General features: G+C 67.6%; 21 protein-coding genes and 1 tRNA gene. 8 read left to right on the top strand and 14 right to left on the bottom strand.

Annotated elements, in window-relative coordinates:
- Position 1: 1 nt before the first annotated feature.
- The 3 genes from L8H00_RS08600 to L8H00_RS08590 form a co-directional block, all read right to left on the bottom strand.
- Positions 2-649 (bottom strand): XrtA/PEP-CTERM system exopolysaccharide export protein, encoded by a 648-nt coding sequence (locus tag L8H00_RS08600; protein ID WP_242096883.1) that lies wholly within the window; start codon positions 647-649, stop codon positions 2-4.
- 86 nt (positions 650-735) lie between these two features.
- Positions 736-1,965: a pyridoxal-dependent decarboxylase, exosortase A system-associated gene (locus tag L8H00_RS08595; protein WP_242096882.1), complete on the bottom strand. Its 1,230-nt coding sequence runs from the start codon at positions 1,963-1,965 to the stop codon at positions 736-738.
- Positions 1,962-3,464 (bottom strand): AMP-binding protein, encoded by a 1,503-nt coding sequence (locus L8H00_RS08590; RefSeq protein ID WP_242096881.1) that lies wholly within the window; start codon positions 3,462-3,464, stop codon positions 1,962-1,964. Before L8H00_RS08590 ends, L8H00_RS08595 begins: the two co-directional genes overlap by 4 nt.
- An 85-nt stretch (positions 3,465-3,549) precedes the next feature.
- Between L8H00_RS08590 and L8H00_RS08585 the strand changes: the two genes are divergently transcribed.
- From L8H00_RS08585 to L8H00_RS08575, 3 genes are all read left to right on the top strand, one after another.
- Positions 3,550-3,822, top strand: a complete 273-nt coding sequence (locus tag L8H00_RS08585; protein WP_242096880.1) for an acyl carrier protein — start codon at positions 3,550-3,552, stop codon at positions 3,820-3,822.
- A 65-nt stretch (positions 3,823-3,887) separates the two neighbouring features.
- Positions 3,888-4,553, top strand: coding sequence for a hypothetical protein (locus L8H00_RS08580; protein WP_242096879.1), 666 nt, complete (start codon positions 3,888-3,890; stop codon positions 4,551-4,553).
- Complete coding sequence (locus L8H00_RS08575) at positions 4,541-5,308, top strand: hydrolase 1, exosortase A system-associated (protein WP_242096878.1); 768 nt, start codon at positions 4,541-4,543, stop codon at positions 5,306-5,308. Before L8H00_RS08580 ends, L8H00_RS08575 begins: the two co-directional genes overlap by 13 nt.
- Before the next feature lie 10 nt (positions 5,309-5,318).
- Here the strand turns inward: L8H00_RS08575 and trxB are convergent, their stop codons facing one another.
- Positions 5,319-6,287, bottom strand: coding sequence for a thioredoxin-disulfide reductase (gene trxB / locus L8H00_RS08570; RefSeq protein WP_242096877.1), 969 nt, complete (start codon positions 6,285-6,287; stop codon positions 5,319-5,321).
- A 121-nt stretch (positions 6,288-6,408) separates the two neighbouring features.
- Between trxB and L8H00_RS08565 the strand changes: the two genes are divergently transcribed.
- The 3 genes from L8H00_RS08565 (at position 6,409) to fdhD (ending at position 10,042) form a co-directional block, all read left to right on the top strand.
- Entirely contained in the window at positions 6,409-8,694 is a 2,286-nt protein-coding gene (locus L8H00_RS08565) for an FdhF/YdeP family oxidoreductase (protein ID WP_242096876.1), read from the top strand.
- Entirely contained in the window at positions 8,691-9,206 is a 516-nt protein-coding gene (locus tag L8H00_RS08560; protein ID WP_242096875.1) for an NTP transferase domain-containing protein, read from the top strand. Before L8H00_RS08565 ends, L8H00_RS08560 begins: the two co-directional genes overlap by 4 nt.
- A 119-nt stretch (positions 9,207-9,325) precedes the next feature.
- Positions 9,326-10,042, top strand: coding sequence for a formate dehydrogenase accessory sulfurtransferase FdhD (gene fdhD, locus L8H00_RS08555; RefSeq protein WP_347340720.1), 717 nt, complete (start codon positions 9,326-9,328; stop codon positions 10,040-10,042).
- On the opposite strand, the gene L8H00_RS08550 is transcribed toward fdhD, so the two are convergent.
- From L8H00_RS08550 to L8H00_RS08540, 3 genes are all read right to left on the bottom strand, one after another.
- Positions 9,999-10,075: transfer RNA gene (locus tag L8H00_RS08550), tRNA-Met, on the bottom strand. The genes fdhD and L8H00_RS08550 overlap by 44 nt on opposite strands.
- Before the next feature lie 53 nt (positions 10,076-10,128).
- Positions 10,129-10,647: a 2'-5' RNA ligase family protein gene (locus tag L8H00_RS08545; RefSeq protein ID WP_242096874.1), complete on the bottom strand. Its 519-nt coding sequence runs from the start codon at positions 10,645-10,647 to the stop codon at positions 10,129-10,131.
- Positions 10,644-12,518, bottom strand: a complete 1,875-nt coding sequence (locus L8H00_RS08540) for a potassium transporter Kup (protein ID WP_242097060.1) — start codon at positions 12,516-12,518, stop codon at positions 10,644-10,646. Before L8H00_RS08540 ends, L8H00_RS08545 begins: the two co-directional genes overlap by 4 nt.
- Positions 12,519-12,742: 224 nt before the next feature.
- On the opposite strand from L8H00_RS08540, the gene ald reads away from it, so the two are divergent.
- Both ald and L8H00_RS08530 read left to right on the top strand, forming a co-directional pair.
- Complete coding sequence (gene ald / locus L8H00_RS08535) at positions 12,743-13,849, top strand: alanine dehydrogenase (protein WP_242097059.1); 1,107 nt, start codon at positions 12,743-12,745, stop codon at positions 13,847-13,849.
- Between the two features lie 35 nt (positions 13,850-13,884).
- A complete protein-coding gene (locus L8H00_RS08530; RefSeq protein WP_242096873.1) occupies positions 13,885-14,103 on the top strand; it encodes a DUF3072 domain-containing protein in 219 nt (72 codons plus the stop codon).
- Here L8H00_RS08530 and L8H00_RS08525 read toward each other — a convergent pair whose 3' ends face one another.
- From L8H00_RS08525 to ccmC, 7 genes are read right to left on the bottom strand one after another with little or no spacing between them, the layout of a single operon-like run.
- Positions 14,104-14,742 carry a hypothetical protein gene (locus tag L8H00_RS08525; RefSeq protein ID WP_242096872.1) on the bottom strand — a complete coding sequence of 213 codons (639 nt, stop codon included), beginning with the start codon at positions 14,740-14,742 and terminating at the stop codon, positions 14,104-14,106.
- Complete coding sequence (locus tag L8H00_RS08520) at positions 14,742-15,125, bottom strand: cytochrome c-type biogenesis protein (RefSeq protein WP_242097058.1); 384 nt, start codon at positions 15,123-15,125, stop codon at positions 14,742-14,744. The genes L8H00_RS08525 and L8H00_RS08520 overlap by 1 nt, the downstream gene beginning before the upstream one ends.
- Positions 15,126-15,163: 38 nt before the next feature.
- Positions 15,164-15,691 carry a redoxin family protein gene (locus L8H00_RS08515; RefSeq protein ID WP_242096871.1) on the bottom strand — a complete coding sequence of 176 codons (528 nt, stop codon included), beginning with the start codon at positions 15,689-15,691 and terminating at the stop codon, positions 15,164-15,166.
- Positions 15,688-17,604 (bottom strand): heme lyase CcmF/NrfE family subunit, encoded by a 1,917-nt coding sequence (locus tag L8H00_RS08510; RefSeq protein WP_242096870.1) that lies wholly within the window; start codon positions 17,602-17,604, stop codon positions 15,688-15,690. The genes L8H00_RS08515 and L8H00_RS08510 overlap by 4 nt, the downstream gene beginning before the upstream one ends.
- Entirely contained in the window at positions 17,601-18,035 is a 435-nt protein-coding gene (gene ccmE / locus L8H00_RS08505; RefSeq protein ID WP_242096869.1) for a cytochrome c maturation protein CcmE, read from the bottom strand. The genes L8H00_RS08510 and ccmE overlap by 4 nt, the downstream gene beginning before the upstream one ends.
- Complete coding sequence (locus L8H00_RS18825; RefSeq protein WP_267381054.1) at positions 18,032-18,160, bottom strand: hypothetical protein; 129 nt, start codon at positions 18,158-18,160, stop codon at positions 18,032-18,034. The genes ccmE and L8H00_RS18825 overlap by 4 nt, the downstream gene beginning before the upstream one ends.
- Entirely contained in the window at positions 18,157-18,882 is a 726-nt protein-coding gene (gene ccmC / locus L8H00_RS08500; RefSeq protein WP_242096868.1) for a heme ABC transporter permease CcmC, read from the bottom strand. Before ccmC ends, L8H00_RS18825 begins: the two co-directional genes overlap by 4 nt.
- Positions 18,883-18,916 lie beyond the last annotated feature (34 nt).

Genomic DNA, 18,916 nt, shown 5'->3' with positions numbered 1-18,916 from the left:
CTCAGAACATCGATTCGGGGATGATGATGACGTCGCCGGGCTCCAGCCGGACATTGGCCGAGGAATCCCCGCGCTTCAGCAGGCGGGAGATCTGGAGCTGATATTCGGTCTGCTTGCCGGTCGCGCGGTTGTAGCGGACGAGCCGGGCCTTGTTGCCCGCCGCATATTGGCTGAGGCCGCCCACCGCGATCATCGCATCGAGCAAGGTCATGTTCGCGCGATACGGGATCGAGGCGGGCTTTTCGGTCGCACCCACGACGCGGATCTGCTGGCTGTAGGTGCCGGAGAAATTCTCCACGATCACCGAGACGATCGGGTCCTTCACATATTGCCCCAGCGCCGCCTTCATGTCGTCGGCGAGCATCGCGGGCGTCTTGCCGACCGCGGGCATGTCGTTGATGAGCGGCGTGGTGATGCGGCCGTCGGGACGCACCTGCACCTTGGCCGATAGCTCCGGATTGCGCCAGACGAAGATGTTGAGCTGGTCGAGCGGGCCGATGACATATTCCTCGCCCGCCTGTTCCTTGCTGGCCACATAGGACGCCGGCGGCAGCTCGGGCCGGGCGTTGTTGCCGTCGACGCAACCGGTCAGGGCCGACGCGGCCAGGCTGGCGATCAGCGGGGTACGGGACAGCATGGACAAGCGCATGGCCTTGATTCTCCTGATTTCATGCCCCGCCGAGGCGGCACGCATGATCGGGATCGGCTATGCAGCGGGAGAGGTGAATATAGCGTTTAGCAATGGTCGGCCAGCAGCTCGGCCGCGGGCGGATGCCCGAGGAACGCCGCCGGGCTGGCGCTCGCTCCATAAGCGCCGGCGAGAAAGATCGCAACGAGATCGCCGGCCGCCGCGTGCGGCAGCGCGACCCGGTCGCCCAGCCGGTCGAGCGGGGTGCACAGGGGGCCGACGACCGACACCGTCTCGTCCGCCCCGGCGCCCATCCGGCTCGCGAGTGCGAGCGGGTAATTGCGCCTGACCACCGTCCCGAAATTGCCGCTGGCGGCGAGTTGGTGGTTGAGGCCGCCATCCACCACGAGAAACGTCTCGCCCTGGCTTTCCTTGCGATCGACGATCCGGGTGAGATACACACCCGCCTCCGCGACCAGCCAGCGGCCGAGTTCGATGGCGAAGCGGCTGCCCGCCAGCACCTCGGGCCGCTGCGCCAGCGCCTCGCCGAGCGCCGCACCCACAGCCTCGACCGCGAGCGGCCGATCGCCCGCGAAATACGGCACGCCGAACCCGCCGCCCAGATTGACCAGCGGCGGCACGGCGCCCGCCTCGTCCGCCAGTCGGGCGGCAAGCGCCAGGGTCGCGGCCTGCGTCTCGACGATCGCCCCCGCATCCAGCGCCTGCGAACCGGCATAGATGTGAAACCCACGCCAATCCGCGCCGCCCGCGCGCACGGTCCGCACCAGCGCCGCGGCGCGCACCGCATCCACGCCGAACGGCGACGGGCGGCCGCCCATCTTCATTCCCGATCCGCGCAGTTCGACGTCCGGGTTCACGCGGATCGCGAGCCGCGGCACGATCTCGAGCCGTTCGCCGATCGCGAGCGCCCGCGCCGCCTCGCCTTCGGATTCGACGTTGAGCGTCGCGCCGGCACCGATCGCAAGCGCCAGTTCGTCGTCGCGCTTGCCCGGGCCCGCAAAGCTGATCGCCGCCGCCGGCTTCACGCCGATCGCGGCGCGCAACTCGCCTGCCGATGCGACGTCCAGCCCATCCACCAACCCGCCGATCGCGCCGAGCAGACCGGGATGCGGATTGGCCTTGATCGCGTAATGGAGATCGATCGCGGGCATCGCGGCACGAAACCGCGCGATCCGCGCTTCAACGATCGCCAGGTCATAGACGAACAGCGGCGTGTCGCCCGCCTCCGTCACCCAGTCTTCCGCGCTGCGACCGGCGATGTGCAAGACGCCGGTCTGATGCGCGAATTCGGGTGGGAGCGGCCCGGTCGGCTTCACGCGGTCACCTCGGCCCGGATCGCCGCACGATCGAGTTTGCCGTTCGCATTGCGGGGCAGCGCGGGCCGCCAGTCATAGCGTTGCGGCTGCATGAAGCTCGGCAGCTCGGTGCGAAGCCGCGCGCGCAGTTCCGGCTCGCGCGCCGGGTCACCCGCCAGCACGACGACGATCGCCTGCCCCAAGCGCGGATCGGGCACGCCGACCGCCACCGCCTCGCGCGCTTCCTCGCCGGCCAGCACCGCGGCCTCGATCTCGGCGGGGCTGATCCGGTTGCCCGCCGATTTCATCATCTCGTCCTCGCGGCCGACGAACCGGAACAGGCCGTCGGCGCCTTCGATTACAGTATCGCCCGACCATACCGCCATGCCGCCCGATGCGGCAAAATCCGGCGCCGGGCGAAAGCGCGCGGCGCTGCGTTCGGGATCGCGCCAATAGCCTTGCGCGACCAACGGCCCGGCATGCACGAGTTCGCCCGGCTCGCCTGGAGCCGCGCGGGCGCCATCGGCGCGGACAGCCATCACCTCGGCAAAGGGTATGGCCGTGCCCATCGCGTCGGGATGCGTATCGATCAAGGCCGGCGCGAGATAGGTGGAGCGGAACGCCTCGGTCAGCCCGTACATCGCGTACAGGTCTGCCGCCGGAAACCGCGCGCGCAACGCTTGGACGAGGCGCGGTGTCAACGCGCCGCCCGAATTGGTGAGCCGCTTCATCCGTCCCGCGATCTCTGGTGGCCAGTCCGCTTCGAGCAACTGCACCCAGAGCGGCGGCACGCCCGCCAGCGTCGTCGCCCCGGTCCGCTCCACCGCCTTAACCACGTCGCGCGCGGCGAGATAGTCGAGCGGCGCGACGCACGCGCCGGCGCGCCAGGTCGAGAAGAGCTGGTTCTGACCGTAATCGAAGCTGAGCGGCAGCACCGCGAGCACGCGGTCCTTTGGCGTGAGCCGCAGATAATCCGCCACCGCCACCGCACCCAGCCAGAGATTGACATGGCTCAGCATCACGCCCTTGGGCAATCCCGTCGACCCCGAGGTATAGAGGATCGCAGCGAGCGCGCCGGCATCCCCATCGTCGCCGGGATAGGAATATCCGGCAAGAGGCACGTTCGATTCATCGATCAGCCGACACCCGGGCGGCACATCCCCGGTCTCGAGCGTCGCGGCTCGCGACGACTGGCTCACCAACAGGGACGCACCGCTATCGGCCAGGATATGCGCCACCTGCGCGCGCCGGAGTGCCGGGTTGATAGGCACGTGCACCAGCCCCGCGCGGGCGACCGCCAGCGGCATGGTACATGCCAACCGAGTCTTGGGCAGCCATGTCGCCACCCGGTCGCCCGGTGCGAAACCCTGCCCCGCGAGCCACGCCGCAGCGGATGCCACTGCCACTTCGAGCTCGGCGAACGTCATCGCCCCTGCCTTGTCGAGCAACGCGATATCGTCCGCACGGCCGCACGAAGGCAGCCGATCGATCCGTTGCGGGACTGGGTCGAGCGCGATCATCGGATTCCTCATAGCGCCAAGCCGTTGCCGAATTCACCCCCGCGCTTTAACGCGTTGCCATCTGCAACCCTCCGCGAGGCCGCGCGTGATCCCCGAAGGCACTTCCCAGGTCGATGCGACCATCCGCGGCGTGCTCGCCGACATCCTCGGCCTCTCGCCCGAACGCGTCGCCGCGTTCCGCCCCGAAACGCCGCTGTTCGGCGCGTTGCCCGAGCTCGACTCGATGGCGGTGGCAGGCGTACTCACCGAACTCGAGGATCGGCTGGGTATCCTGATCGAGGACGACGAGGTGGATGGCGAGATGCTGGAGACGTTCGGCGCGCTCGTCGCGTTTGCCGGCGAGAAGGCGCTGATCTGACGGAAGGCGCGCCTTCGAACGATCCCGGCATCGATGGCTATGTCTGGCCGGGCGGCTACGAGGCCATGCTCCGCTTCGGCCCCGATACCGGCCCGCTCGTCATCGCTGCGCTGCCGCTGTTCGAGGAAGCGAACCGAACGCGGCAGTTCACGACCACGATCCTGCGCGAACTCGCCCGGCGCGGGATCGGCAGCGTGTTGCCGGATTTCCCGGGCACGGGCGAGAGCCTGACGGCGATCTGCGACGCCGAGATCGCGATGATGCGCAGCGCCTATGAAGCGCTGGCCGAACGGCTCGGCCGTGACCGCCCGATCCATGCGATCGGCATCCGCAGCGGCGTCTTGCTCGACAGCCACGCGGCCCCAAAGGCACGATGGTATCTATCGCCGATGACGGGTGAGGCGGTCTTGCGCGATCTTCGCCGCGTCCGGCAGGCGGGTCTTTCGTCCGACGCACGGCACGATCGCGATACAATGATCGACGGCGATGCCGATTATGCCGGCAACCGGCTATCGCGCGCGATGCTGGCGGAGCTGGCCGTCGCCAGACCGTCCGACCCCGCGCCCCGGGCGCCGGTCCGCACGATCCGCCTGGAGACCGATCCGCGCGACGCCACCATGAAGCTTCCCGGTACGCCGCTCTGGCGACGGGCAGAGCCCGCCAACGATCCCGCGCTGGCGGAGCGGCTCGCCGAGGATATCGCCGGTTGGATCGCCGCGTGCGCCGGCTGATCCGCTTTCCGTGCGCTGGCGAGACGCTCGTCGGAACGCTCGACGAGGCCACAGGCACCACCGGACTGCTGATCGTCTCGGGCGGCAACGAGGTGCGCGCCGGGGCGCATCGCGGCATGGCGATGCTCGCCCATCGCCTCGCCGCCACCGGCGTCCCGGTGTTTCGCTACGATCGCCGGGGCACGGGCGACTCGAGTGGCGCGAACGGCGGCTATGCGGATTCGGCCGACGACATGGCGGCGGCGGCGGCGTGCTTCCGCGCGACCGCACCGCATCTTCGGCGGCTGGTGGGCTTCGGCAATTGCGATGCGGCCAGCGCGCTTGCCCTGTTCGGACGGGCGACGGGAATCGACCGGATCGTGCTTGCCAATCCCTGGGTGGTGGAGAGCGGGGACGCCCTGCCCCCTGCCGCCGCGATCCGCGCCCGCTATGCCCAGCGCCTGCGCGATCCGCGCGCCTGGTGGCAGATGCTGCGCGGCGGGGTAGATGCCCGCAAACTGCTGCTCGGCCTGCGCAAATTGTCGGTACGCGAACCCGACGATCTGGCCGCGCGAGTCCTGGCCGCCATCACGGCATGGGGCGACGATGCGCAGATCCTGCTCGCCACGGGCGACGCAACCGCGATCGCCTTTGCCGATGCGACGCGGGGACTCGGCCTGGCGATCGACGTGATCGATACCGCATCGCACAGCTTTGCCGGCGATGCGGGCGCAGCGCTGGAAACCGCGATCCGCCGCCATCTGGACGGGGCGTGATCGCGCGAGGCTATTCCGCCGCCTCGGCCATTTCGGCGAATTCCGCCGCGGCGAGGAACCGCTCGGCATCCAGCGCCGCCATGCAGCCCGTTCCGGCCGCCGTCACCGCCTGGCGATAGACCTTGTCGGCCACGTCTCCGCACGCGAACACGCCTTCGACGCTCGTCCGCGTACTGCCGGTCTCGACCGCGATATAGCCATCCGGATCGAGCGCGAGATGGCCGCGGAAGAGTTCGGTGGCCGGATGATGCCCGATCGCGACGAACCCGCCATCGACATCGAGGCGGCTATGCTCGCCGGTGACCGTATCCTCCAGCTCCAGCGCGACGAGCCCGGCATTGCCGCCCCCGTCCACGAAGCCGCGAACCTCCTTGTTCCACAGCACGCTCACGCCCTTGTGCGCGAAAAGCCGCTCCTGGAGGATCCGCTCGGCGCGCAGCGAATCGCGGCGGTGGATCAGCGTCACGTCGGGCGAATGGTTGGTGAGGTAGAGCGCCTCTTCCACCGCCGTGTTGCCGCCGCCGATCACCGCGACCTTCTTGCCGCGATAGAAGAACCCGTCGCAGGTGGCGCAGGCGGAGACGCCCTTGCCCTTCATGGCCTCCTCGCTGTCGAGCCCCAGCCATTTGGCCTGCGCGCCGGTCGCGATCACGAGCACCTCGCCCTCATAGATGTCGCCGCCGTCGCCCACGAGGCGGAAGGGCCGCTTCGTCAGGTCGACCGACACGATCGTGTCCCACATCATCCGCGTGCCGACATGTTCCGCCTGCGCCTGCATCTGCTCCATCAGCCAGGGGCCCTGAATCACGTCCTTGAAGCCCGGATAATTTTCCACGTCAGTCGTCGTCGTGAGCTGGCCGCCGGGCTGGATGCCCTGCACCACGATCGGCGCCATCCCCGCGCGCGCGCCGTAAATGGCGGCGGAAAGGCCGGCAGGGCCCGAGCCCAGGATGAGCATGCGCGTGGTGTGGGTGGTCATCGTTCGGTTCCTGACATGGCGTGGCGCTGATCTAGGCAATTGCATCGCCGATTTGAATGGCGCTCTGCATCCGATGGCGCGATGCTTCGTTGGGCATCGAAGCGCGTTTGAGGGAATCACCATGGCCGACGAGAAGATCGTCATCAAGGAATACACGGCACCGGCTGGCGGCTGGGGTTCGATGAAGGGCATGGCCGAAGTCCTGCCGAAGGAAGGCATCAGCCCGGCGACGCTCGACGCGCTGCGCCGGCAGAACAAGCCCGAAGGCGTGATGTGCGTGAGCTGCGCCTGGGGCAAGCCCGCCAAGCCGCACATCGCCGAATTCTGCGAAAACGGCGCGAAGGCGACGGCGTGGGAATTGACCAGCCACCGCGTGACACCCGAATTCTTTGCCAAGCACACCGTGTCCGAACTCGACCTCTGGCCGGATTACGATCTCGAACAGGCCGGGCGCCTGACGCATCCGATGCGTTACGACCGGGCGACCGACAAATATGTGGCGGCAAGCTGGGACGAGGCGTTCACCGCCATCGGCACCAAGCTGAAGACGTGCGATCCCAAAAAGGTGATTCTCTACTCCTCGGGCCGGGCGAGCCTGGAAACCTCGTTCATGTACGCACTGTTCGCGCGGATGTGGGGTCAGCAGAACCTGCCCGACAGTTCGAACATGTGCCACGAGACCACGTCGGTCGGCATGAAGAACGCGATCGGATCGCCGGTCGCAACCATCCAGCTTGAAGATTACGAGAAGTGCGATGCGATCTTCGCTTTCGGGCAGAATGTCGGCACCAATGCTCCGCGCATGCTCCACACGCTCAGCGACTGCGCCAAGCGCGGGGTCGACATCGTCACCTTCAATCCCTTGAAGGAGCGTGGCTGGGAGCGTTTCGCCAATCCGCAGAATCCGATCGAGATGGCGACGGGCAGCTCGACGCAGATCTCCTCGCAATATCATCAGGTCCGGGCGGGCGGCGACATCGCCGCGATCCTCGGCATCTGCAAGATCGTGATCGAGGCGGACGACCGGGCGAAGGCCGAAGGCCGGCCCCGCGTGGTCGATGCGCATTTCATCGAGCAGCACACCGTCCGCTTCGAGGATTTCGCGACCTTCGCGCGCAAAGCGACCTGGGACGACATCGTCCACGAAAGCGGCCTCACCCGGTCGGCGATCGAGGATGCGGCACGTGTCTATATGAAGGCCGAGCGCGTGATCGCGGTCTATGGCATGGGCATCACCCAGCATCGGTACGGGATGGACAGCCTGTACATGATTATCAATTTCCTGCTGCTACGCGGCAATATCGGCCGTGAGGGCGCAGGCCCAGGCCCGGTCCGCGGCCACAGCAACGTGCAGGGCCAGCGCACCGTCGGCATCACCGAGAAGACCGAACTCGCGCCCGTGGAGCGGCTGAAGGCGCTGTTCGAATTCGAGCCGCCGACCGAGAAGGGCTGGGACACGGTCGAGAGCTGCCGCGAGATCCTCGCCGGCACGGCGCAGGGGTTCGTCCAGCTGGGCGGCAATTTCCTCCGCGCGATCCCCGATCAGGGGCGCATGAAGGAAGCCTGGGCCAAGCTGCCGATCACCGTTCACATCGCGACCAAACTCAACAAATCGCACCTGACGCCGGGGGAGGAATCCTGGATCCTGCCGTGCCTCGGCCGCATGGAGCAGGACATGCAGGCGGGCGGGCGACAGGCTGTCTCGATCGAGGATTCGTTCAGCCACATCTATGGTTCGGTCGGCAAGGCGACGCCGGCCGCGCCCACCTTGCTTTCCGAACCCGCGATCGTCGCGGGCATCGCCAAGGCGACGATCGCGCCCAACCCCAACGTGCCGTGGGACGAGTGGGTCGGCGATTACGGCAAGGTGCGCAACGCGATCGAGAATTGCTATCCCGACAAGTTCGCGAACTTCAACGACAAGCTCTTCGTTCCCGGCGGCTTCTGGAAGGGCAATCCGGCTTCGCATCGCAAATGGGAAACCAAGAGCGGCAAGGCCGAATTCAACGTGCCCCGCGCGCTGAACGCGACCGGATTCGCCGAGCAGGACGGCCGGTTCCGCCTCGTCACGCTTCGGTCGAACGACCAGTTCAATACGACGATCTATGGCTATGACGACCGGTTCCGCGGCATCAAGGGCACGCGCCAGGTCGCGATGATGAACCGCGCCGACATTCTGGCTCTGGGTTTGAGCGACGGCGACACGATCGGGCTGGAAAGCGATGCGCAGGACGGACACGAGCGCGTCGTGGATGGCCTGCGCGTGGTGGAGTACGACATCCCCGCGGGCTGCATCGGCGGCTATTATCCCGAGCTCAACATCCTGATCGCGCTCGAACATCATGCGATCGAGAGCCATGTGCCGGCCGCGAAGTCGGTTCCGGTGCGGATCCGCCTGAACCCATGACACGGATCCTTGGCGCGGTGCTCGCCGGCGGGCGATCGTCGCGCTTCGGATCGGACAAGGCGGCGGCGATGCTGGGCGAAAATACACTCGCCCAGCATGCCGCCGCAGCTATCGCCCCTCATGTGGAGACGGTCGTTCATGTCGGGGGCGAGCACGGGATCGCCGACGTGCCCGGATCGGGATTGGGGCCACTAGGGGGCATCGCCGGGGCGCTGGATCACGCCGCCCGGCACGGCTTCGCCGCGGTGCTGACGATCGCCTGTGACATGCCCGCGATACCCGATGCCCTGATCCCGGCACTTCTGCGGCGCCTGCCCTCCTATTGCGTCGATGCGCCGGTGCTGGGCGTGTGGCCGGTATCAGCTCTGGACGAACTCGTGGCGCTGCTGCAATCTTCGGCGCCGACCAGTCCGTCGGTGCGGTTCTTCGCCCGGACGATCGGCGGCATCCCGGTAGAGGCGTCCGCGCCCATTCCCAACATCAACACGCGCGACGATCTTCTCGCGCTGTGACCGTCGCGCGAACCGAAGCCGTCATCCGCTTGCTCCCCCATGGCTTCGCGCGTGCGCAACGCAGCATCGCGATCGAAGCGCCGGTCGCGATCGAGGTGGATGGGCTGGGCTATGCGGTGATGATGATGACGCCCGCCGATCTCGCGCCGTTCGCGATCGGCTTCATGCTGACCGAACGGCTGGCGGACACCGCAGCCGACGTGATCGCGGTCGAACCATTCGAAGCGGAGGCCGGCTGGATCGTCCGCGTCGCACTATCCGCGCGCTGCCGGGGCCGCATCCACGATCGGGTGCGCCACCGCACCAGCGATACCTCGTGTGGCCTGTGCGGCATCGCCGGCCTGGAACAGCTTCGCCGCCCGGTGACGAAAGTGCCTCCCCGGCCCGACACCCCGGTCGCCGCGATCTTCGCCGCGCTTGCCGCGCTTCGCGATCATCAGCCGCTGAACGCCGCCACGGGCGCCACGCATGCCGCCGCCGCATGCGACACCGATGGCAGGATCGTCGCGGCCTATGAAGATGTGGGCCGCCACAATGCGCTGGACAAGCTCGTGGGCGCACTGGCGATGGAGTCACGCCCCCTGCCCGCCTTCCTACTGGTCACCTCGCGCCTGAGCTTCGAGATGATCGACAAGGCGCTGGTCGCCGGCGTCGGCATGCTCGTCGGGGTGTCCGCCCCCACGAGCCTCGCCATCGATCAAGCGCGCGCACACGGCCTGACCTTGCTCGCGCTTGCACGCGGCGACGCTATCCTGGTCGCGAACGATCCGCACGGCGTGTTTTCCGAAGATTTGGTAGCGAAGGAGGGACTTGAACCCCCGACCCCAGGATTATGATTCCCGTGCTCTAACCAACTGAGCTACTTCGCCCCAATGGGCTCGCGACTGCGAGGCGCGGGCTATAGGAACCGCGTTTCGCTCGGTCAAGCGAACATGTGACGCGACAGCGCTTCCCAGGGACCACCGCGATACCACCAGGTGCCGAGCCCCACGATCTCCACGTCGCGCGCGCGGAAATCGCGGTTGAGCGCGGCGAGCAGCACCTTCGCGGCAGCGGGCGTCACCTTGTTCTGGATCGTCACATGCGGGCGCCAGCCGCCCGCATCCTGCGGCGTCAGCAGCCCGGCGAACGCGTCGACCAGCCGGACGCGGATCGCGGCGAGCTCGGGCGAATCGATCCGATAGGCCACGCCGCGGCCTAGCGGCATCAGCGCCGACACGCGCGCGGGCGGCGGCCGGATTCCGCGGGTTTCCTGCACCAGACGATGCTTCAGCTCCGATTCGATCGACGGCGGCAGATGGTGGAACAGCGTCAGATGCGCATCGAGCTGGTTGCGCTCGGGCGGGAAATGCTCGCGGCGCGCGCCGTCGAGCCAGCCCTGATCGGATCGCCCGAACAGCGCGGTCACGATGATCGGAGCAGGAGCGGTCGCGTCGGTCAAATCTCGATCTGGCTGCCCAGCTCCACCACGCGGTTGGTCGGCAGACGGAAGAATTCCATCGCCGTTTCCGCATTGCGCAGCATCCACGCGAACAGCTTCTCGCGCCACAGCATCATGCCCGGCTTGTCCGAAGCCAGTAGCGTCTGCCGCGACAGGAAGAAGCTGGTGTCCATCATCTTGAACGCCGCGCCGCACTGATTGACTTGCTTCAGACCCGCCGGGACATCGGGTTCCTCCATGAAGCCATAATGCATCACCATCCGGTGGAAACCGTGGCCGAGCGGCTCGATCCGCACACGGTCACCCTCGGCCCAATAGGGCTGGCCCGCGATGGACACGGTCAGCAGCACGATGCGCTCGTGGAGCACCTTGTTGTGCTTCAGATTGTGCAGCAGCGCGTGCGGCACGCCGTCCCGGGCCGATGTCATGAACACCGCCGTGCCGGGCACCCGCGCGGCCGACGACGCCGCCGAATCGATGAACACCTTCATCGGCATCGCCGCCTCGTGCATCCGGTCGATCATCAGCTTGCGCCCCTTCGACCAGGTCGTGAGCAAGGTGAAGATCAGGAAGCCCACGAGCAGCGGGAACCAGCCCCCCGACGGCACCTTGGTGAGGTTCGCCGTGAAATACGCGCCGTCGACCAGGAAGAAGAGGCCGAGCAACGGGAGCGCCGCATAGGTCGGCCAGTTCCACAGCCGGAACAGCACGACCGACAACAGGCACGAATCGATGAACATCGCCCCCGTCACCGCAATCCCGTAAGCGCTGGTGAGATTGGACGAGGTGCGGAAGAAGAGGACGAGCAGGATCACCATCACCATCAACGCCCAGTTGACAAGCGGCACATAGATCTGCCCCTCGGTCTGCGCGCTCGTATGCTCGATCCGCAACCGCGGCATGAACCCGAGCTGGATCGCCTGTTGCGTGACCGAGAAGGCGCCCGAAATCACCGCCTGGCTTGCGATCACCGCCGCCGCGGTCGCGAGGATCACGAGCGGCAACTGCAGGCGGTCGGGCGCCAGTTCGTAAAACGGGCTGTGCAGCACCGCGGCGCCTTCACGGATCAGCAGCGCGCCTTGGCCCATATAGTTGAGGATCAGCGCCGGCAGCACGAACACGAGCCAGGAAAGCCCGATCGGTCGTCGGCCGAAATGGCCCATATCGGCGTAGAGCGCCTCCGCCCCCGTGACTGCCAGCACCACCGAACCGAGCGCGAGGAAGGCGCGCAGCGGATCGAGCGCGAAGAACTCGATCGCATAATGAGGCGACAATGCCGCGATAACATAAGGCGTCTTAGCGATGCTCAACACGCCCAGCACCGCGATCGTCGCGAAATAAAGCAGCATTACCGGGCCGAAGATCAGGCCGATCCGCGCCGTGCCGTTGCGCTGGATGGTGAACAAGAAGATCAGGATCGCGACGGACGCCGGCAGCACCAGCCCGCCGAGCGAAGGCTCGGCGATCGCGAGCCCCTCGACCGCACCGAGCACGGTCACGGCCGGCGTAATCATGCTGTCGCCGTAGAACAGGGCGGTCGCGAACACCCCCAGCAGCACGATGCCGCGCGTCCAGCGTTTCGTCTTGGTGCGACCCGATATCAGCGCGAGGAGCGCTAGGCTGCCCCCCTCGCCACGGTTGTCGGCGCGCATGATGATCGCGACATATTTCAGCGTCACCACGATCATCATCGACCAGAAGATCAGGCTGATGACGCCCATGATGTGAAACGAGTCGAGCGTCAGCCGGTGGTGTCCCGCGAACGTCTCGCGAAAGGCGTAGAGCGGGCTGGTGCCGATGTCGCCGAACACCACGCCGACCGCGCCCAATGCGAGCTTGCCGAGGGCCTCGGGGCGATGATGGCCGGGCACGGCCTGTGGTTCGCCCGATGGGCGGGCCGCGGGGGTGGCGGCGATTAGGGGCGTGCTCACCGGAGCGACGCGGTGCTCGGGAAGGCTGGGATCATGGTCATGGTTCGCGAAATCGCCCCCCGGCTGTAAGCGCCTGATATAGATGCCCATCCGTCCCACTGCAACGGGACAGGGGCGAACCGCCCCGCTATAGGCCCACCCACAGGATCGATGGAGAGAATATGATGCGAGTCGGAGTTCCCAAGGAGATCAAGAACCACGAATACCGGGTCGGTCTCACCCCGCCGTCGGTCGCCGAACTCGTCGCGGCGGGTCACGCCGTCGTGGTGGAAACGGGCGCGGGCGCGGGCATCGATTTCGACGATGCCGACTATGTCGCGGCAGGCGCGACCATCCTGCCCGATGCGGCCAGCGTGTTCGCGGGCGCCGACATGATCGTGAAGGTGAAGGAGCCGCAGGCGCGCGAGATCGCGATGCTCGAGCCGCGTCACCTGCTGTTCACCTATCTGCACCTCGCCGCCGACAAGCCGCAGGCGGAGGGCCTGATGAAGTCGGGCGCGACCTGCATCGCCTATGAGACGGTCACCGGGCCGCGCGGCGGGCTGCCGCTGCTGAAGCCGATGTCCGAAGTCGCAGGTCGCATGTCGGTCCAGGTCGGCGCGCATTATCTCGAAAAGGAACAGGGCGGCCGCGGCGTGCTGCTGGGCGGCGTGCCAGGCGTCGCGCCCGCCAAGGTCGCGATCCTCGGCGGCGGCGTTTCGGGTGTGAACGCCGCGCAGATGGCGGTGGGCATGCGAGCGGACGTGACGATCTACGACATCTCCAACGATCGGTTGGCCGAACTGGACATGTTCTTCTCGAGCCAGATCAAGACTGCCTATGCCTCCAAGGCGGCGATCGCCGCGGCGGTGAAGAACGCGCACCTGGTGATCGGCGCCGTGCTGGTGCCCGGTGCCGCCGCGCCCAAGCTCGTCACGCGCGAGATGCTGAAGACGATGAAGCGCGGATCGGTGCTGGTCGACATCGCGATCGATCAGGGCGGGTGTTTTGAGACGAGCCATGCGACCACGCACGAGGATCCCGTGTTCGAGGTGGACGGCGTGATCCATTATTGCGTCGCCAACATGCCCGGCGCGGTCGCGCGTACATCGGCCTTCGCGCTCAACAACGCGACGCTGCCCTTCGCGCTGAAGCTCGCGACGCTCGGCGCCGAAGCGGCGATGAAAGCCGATCCGCATCTCGCTGCTGGCCTCAACGTGTACAAGGGCAAGATCGCCTACAAGGCCGTGGCCGACGATCTCGACCTGCCTTACGAAGCGTGGAACGGATAAGGAACATGGGGGTTGGGTCATCGGAAGGAATTGACATGACCGAACAGCCCAACCCCAAGGACCATCCGACCGGCAACGCGGAAAAGGATCCGGACGACTGGACCACCGGCGGCGAAGCGATGACCGGCGCCCAAGCCAGCTATCTGAAGACGCTGAGCGAAGAGGCCGGCGAAGCGTTCGACGATACGCTGACCAAGGCGGATGCGTCGAAGCGGATCGACGAATTGCAGGCGAAGACCGGCCGCGGCCAATAATCAGCGGGGCGGCTGGCTCGGCATTCTCGCGAGATAATTTTCGAGCAGAGACAGCCGCATCGCTATATCGCGGCGATACGAGGCGCCGGCAGGCGCCAGTCGCAGCGCCCGCTTCCAGCAGGCGCGGGCCGTCGTGAAGTCCCCGCTGCGGATATAGGCCAGCCCGGCGAAGAAGGGCGGCCCGGGATGACGCGGCGCCAGCCGCATCGCCTGATCGAACGCGAACCGTGACGGCGGCGACACCACGCCGCCGTCCCGCATCGCCAGCGACCCGCCGAGTGCCGTCCAGAGCATCGCACTTTTGGGTACGGCGCGAATTCCGCCGAGGATGGCCTGAAGCGCCGCCTTCCGATCGCCGATCCCGAGCATCGCATCCGCGGCGATCAGATAGGCCCCGTCATTCGTGAACCGGCCGAACATCCGGTCGCGCAGATCGATGATCCCCGGATCGTCGCGCGCGACGCGCGCGTCGGTGATGGCGGGATGCGCCGGTAGATTGGGACTGCCCTGAAGCGCATAGCCTGCGGCCGCGAGCATCAATGCCGCGCCGGCGAACGACCACAGCGTGCGGGGTACGCGGAGCGCGATGAGCCCCCCCATCGCCACCCCACCGATCAATGCGAGCCACAGCCACCCCATCAGCGGCGGCGCCGGAAACTGGCGCGGGCGATCCAACCGCCGAGGCCCAGCAGCACGAACGGGGCCGCCCAGAGCGGCCAGGTCAATCCGGACAAGGGTGGATCATAGCTCACATAGGCGCCGTAACGCGCGACCATCCAACCACGGATCGACTCGGGCGACGCGCCCGCGGCGATATTCCGCCGGACGAGCGCCCGCATGTCGCCCGCCATCGCCGCATCGCTATCCGCGATCGACTGGCCCTGGCACACGACGCAGCGCAACGTCGTCATCAGCGCCTTGGCGCTTGCCTCTTGCGCCGGATCGGCAAGCTGGGTGTTCGCATAGGCCGTGGTGCTGGCCGGTTCCGCCGCAACGGGCGCAGCGAAGCACAGCAGCCCCATGGCCGTGACCATCGCCCAAAAAGTAGCGCCCACGCGGATCACCGCGCCTTCTCCACCGCCGCCACGATCTCGGCCACGTCCTCGGGCCGGATGTCGCCCACCTTCTGCATCGCGATCCGCCCGTCGCCGTCGATCACGAAGCTTTCGGGGACGCCCGAGGATCCAAGCGCCAGTTGCACATGCGCATCGACGTCGTTGCCAATCCGTGAATAGGGGTCGCCGTTGGTGCGCAGAAACGCCGCGATCGCCGGGCCCGTGTCGTGGATCGCCAGTCCATCGATCTCCACGCCCATCGCCTTCAGCCGCATCAATTGCGGGATCTCGGCGACGCACGGCACGCACCAGCTCGCGAACACATTGAGCAGCCGGGGGCGCCCATGCCCGAAATCGGTGGTCGCCAGCCCCGGCTTACCCGCCGCGACGGGTGCGAGCGCGAAGACGGGCAGCCGCTGGCCGACCAACGCCGAATGGATCGTGCGGTCGCCGGGGCGGATCAGCCCGCTCGCCACCACCAGCAGCAGCAGGGCGAACACGCCGAGCGGCGCCCATAGCGCGAGCCGCTTCATGCCCAGGCCTGCCGCGTGGCCGATCGCCGTTCGCGCCGCAGCCGCCCGAAAAGCGAAAGCGCGCCCCCCAGCGCGATCAGCGCACCGCCCAGCCAGATGAGTGTGACGAACGGCTTCCACCACAAGCGGAGCTGCCAGCGCCCGGTGCCGTCCGCCGCCCCCAGAACGGTATAGAGTTGCCCATCCCACAGCGTGGCGATGGCGGAATGGCTGGTCGTGGTTGGGGGATCGGAAAAATAACGCTGCTGCGGACGCAGGACGATCACGTCGTCACCACGCGTCGCGGTCAGCTTGGCCTCGAGCCCGGACCAGTTCTCGCCGATCACCGGGCCGATGCCATCGAGCGTGACGAGATAGGGACCGACGCGGGCCGGCTCTCCGACATGAACCGCCACCAGCGTCTCCTCGGTGAACGCGCTGTCGCACGCCATCCCTGCCAGGCTGACCGCGATCCCCAGATGAGCGACGACCATGCCATAGGTGAAAAGCGGCGTCCGGCGCGGATTGCGTTTCCAGAGCGGCGCCACGCTCGCCACCGCCAACCCCGCCGCCAGCGACAGGCCCGCCAGCGGCAGGATGCCCATCGGCGCGAACAGCACGAGCGCCGCGCCCGCGCAGCCCGCCACCGCAATCGGCCAGAACAGGCGCTCGATCAATTCGGATGCGTCGTCACGGCGCCACCGCAGCAACGGCCCGGCCGCCATCGCGATCACGAGCAGCAGCGCGATCGGGCCGATGAAGCGATCGAACACGGGTGCCCCGATCGATAGCTGAACGCCGAAGCCCGCCGCCACCAGAGGATAAAGCGTGAAGATCAGCACGAGCCCGAGGATCACGCTGAGCAGCAGATTGTTGAGCACCAGCCCCGCTTCGCGGCTCACGAGTTCGAACGTGTTGCCGATCCGCACCGTGCCGATGCGCGCGGCGAACAGCGCCAGCGCGCCCCCGATATAGAGGCCGAGCAGCGCGAGAATGAACGCACCCCGCGTGGGGTCGACGGCGAAGGCATGGACGCTCGTCAGGATGCCCGACCGCACCAGAAACGTGCCGATCATCGACATCGAGAACGCCACCACCGCGAGCATGATCGTCCACGCGCGCAGCCCGTCACGGGTGGCGAGCACGCTGACCGAGTGCAGCAGCGCGGTCGCGGCCAGCCACGGCATCAGCGAAGCGTTCTCGACGGGATCCCAGAACCACCAGCCACCCCAGCCGAGGTCGTAATAGGCCCAATAGGACCCGGCCGTGATCCCGAGCGTCAGGAAGATCCATGCCCCCAGCACCCAGCGCCGCATCGCGCGGGCGAACACCGGCCCCACATCGCGCGTGACGAGCGCACCGACCGCGAAGGAAAAGGCCACCGACAGCCCGACATAGCCGATGTAGAGCGTCGGCGGGTGGAACGCCAAGCCGGGATCCTGCAGCAACGGGTTCAGCCCCAGGCCATCCGCCGGCGCCGGCGCCAGCCGCGCAAACGGGTTCGAGGCGAAGAGCAGGAAGGCGTAGAAGCCGAGCGCGATCGCCGCCTGCGCGCCCAGCGTGGCGATCAGCGTGCGCTCGGGCAAGCGTCGCTCCAGCACCGCGACCGCTCCGCCCGCCAGCCCCAGGATCGTCACCCAGAGCAGCATCGATCCCTCATGATTGCCCCAGGAGCCGGCGAATTTGTAGATCCAGGGCTTGGCCGAATGGCTGTTCTCGACGACCAGCTTCACCGACATGTCGGACGCCAGAAAGACGCCGATCAGCAGGGCCATCGCCAGCGTGGCAAGCACGCCCTGCACCACCGCCACCGCGCGGGTGGCGGCCATGACGTCGTCGCGCCCGCGCCGCAGCCCGATCGCCGCCATCGCCAGTTGCAGCGCCGCCAGCGCACCGGCAAACCACAAGGCGGCAAGTCCCGCTTCCGCCATCATGGCTCCAGCGTCTTCGTCTCGTGCATCTTGCCCGCAAGCTGGGGCGGCATGTATTTCTCGTCATGCTTGGCGAGCAGATTGGTCGCGATGAACGCACCGCCGGGCTGGAACTGACCCTCCGCGACCACACCGGATTTTTCGCGGAAGAGATCGGGCACGATGCCCGCGAAGGTGACCGGGGTCGTCGCCCGCCCATCGGTCACGACGAAATGGACAGTCACGCCGTCCGGTGCGCGGCGCACGGATCCACGCTCGACCATGCCGCCCAGACGCACCGCACGGCCGAGCGGCAGGCCGTCGCGTCGCACATCGGACGGCGCGTAGAAGAACGACGCCTGATCCTTCAGCGCGGACAGCGCGAGCAGCCCCGCCGCCGCGACCGCACCCAGCGCCAGCAGCGACAGCGTCAAACGCTGATGCTGTGCCTTCATCGATCGCGCCGGTCGGAGGCGGCGCGTTCGGCGCGGCGCATGGCGACCATGCTCACGATCGCCAGCACCGCGGCACCCGCCAGCGTCACGCCGTAAGCGGCTGCCACGAAAGGCCAGGGGTTCATGCGCGCGCCATCCGCCGCATCCGTGCCTCGGCCTTGGCCAGCGCCAGCAGCGTCCGCATCCGCATCAGGACGATCGCGGCGAAGACGAACGTGAAGCCCGCCAGCATGATCGGCAAAGGCCAGAGGATCGATCGATCGATCGTGGAGCCGGTCAACCCGATGCTGGGGCCCTGGTGGAGGCTGTTCCACCACACCACCGAATAGCGGATGATCGGCAGCAGCACCGAACCGGCGATGCCGAACACCGCCGGGATACGCCCGTCGCCGCCCCGCTCCGCATCCGCCCGCGCGAGCGCCAGATAGCCGAGATACACGAAGAACAGCAGCAACATCGACGTCAACCGCCCGTCCCATTGCCACCACGTCCCCCAAGTGGGCCGCCCCCAGATCGAGCCCGAGACCAGGCAGATCGCCGCGAAGGTCGCCCCCGGCACGGCGATGGCCCGCGCGGCGACGCTCGCCAGCGGATGCCGCCAGACGAGATAGGCGATCGAGGAGAGCGCGATGCCGCTCCATCCGCCCATGCCGAGCCAGGCGGCGGGCACATGGATATAGAGGATACGGACGGTTTCGCCCTGAAGATAATCGGGCGGCGTCTGCGTCAGTCCCGCCCAGCAGCCCAGCGCGATCAGCGCGACGCCGGCCCAGAAGAGCACGGGCGTCAGCGGCCGTGCGATCGTCAGGAACCGGGCGGGGTTGGCGAAGGCGTGAAGGCTGGGCACGATCCGTCCGCCATATGGGAACGATCGGAGGCTG

The sequence above is a fragment of the Sphingomonas sp. CROZ-RG-20F-R02-07 genome (assembly GCF_022662335.1).
In the GTDB taxonomy this organism is placed as follows: domain Bacteria; phylum Pseudomonadota; class Alphaproteobacteria; order Sphingomonadales; family Sphingomonadaceae; genus Sphingomonas.
The sequence above is the reverse complement of the archived record's forward strand: the minus strand, read 5'-3'. Positions and strand labels throughout refer to the sequence as shown.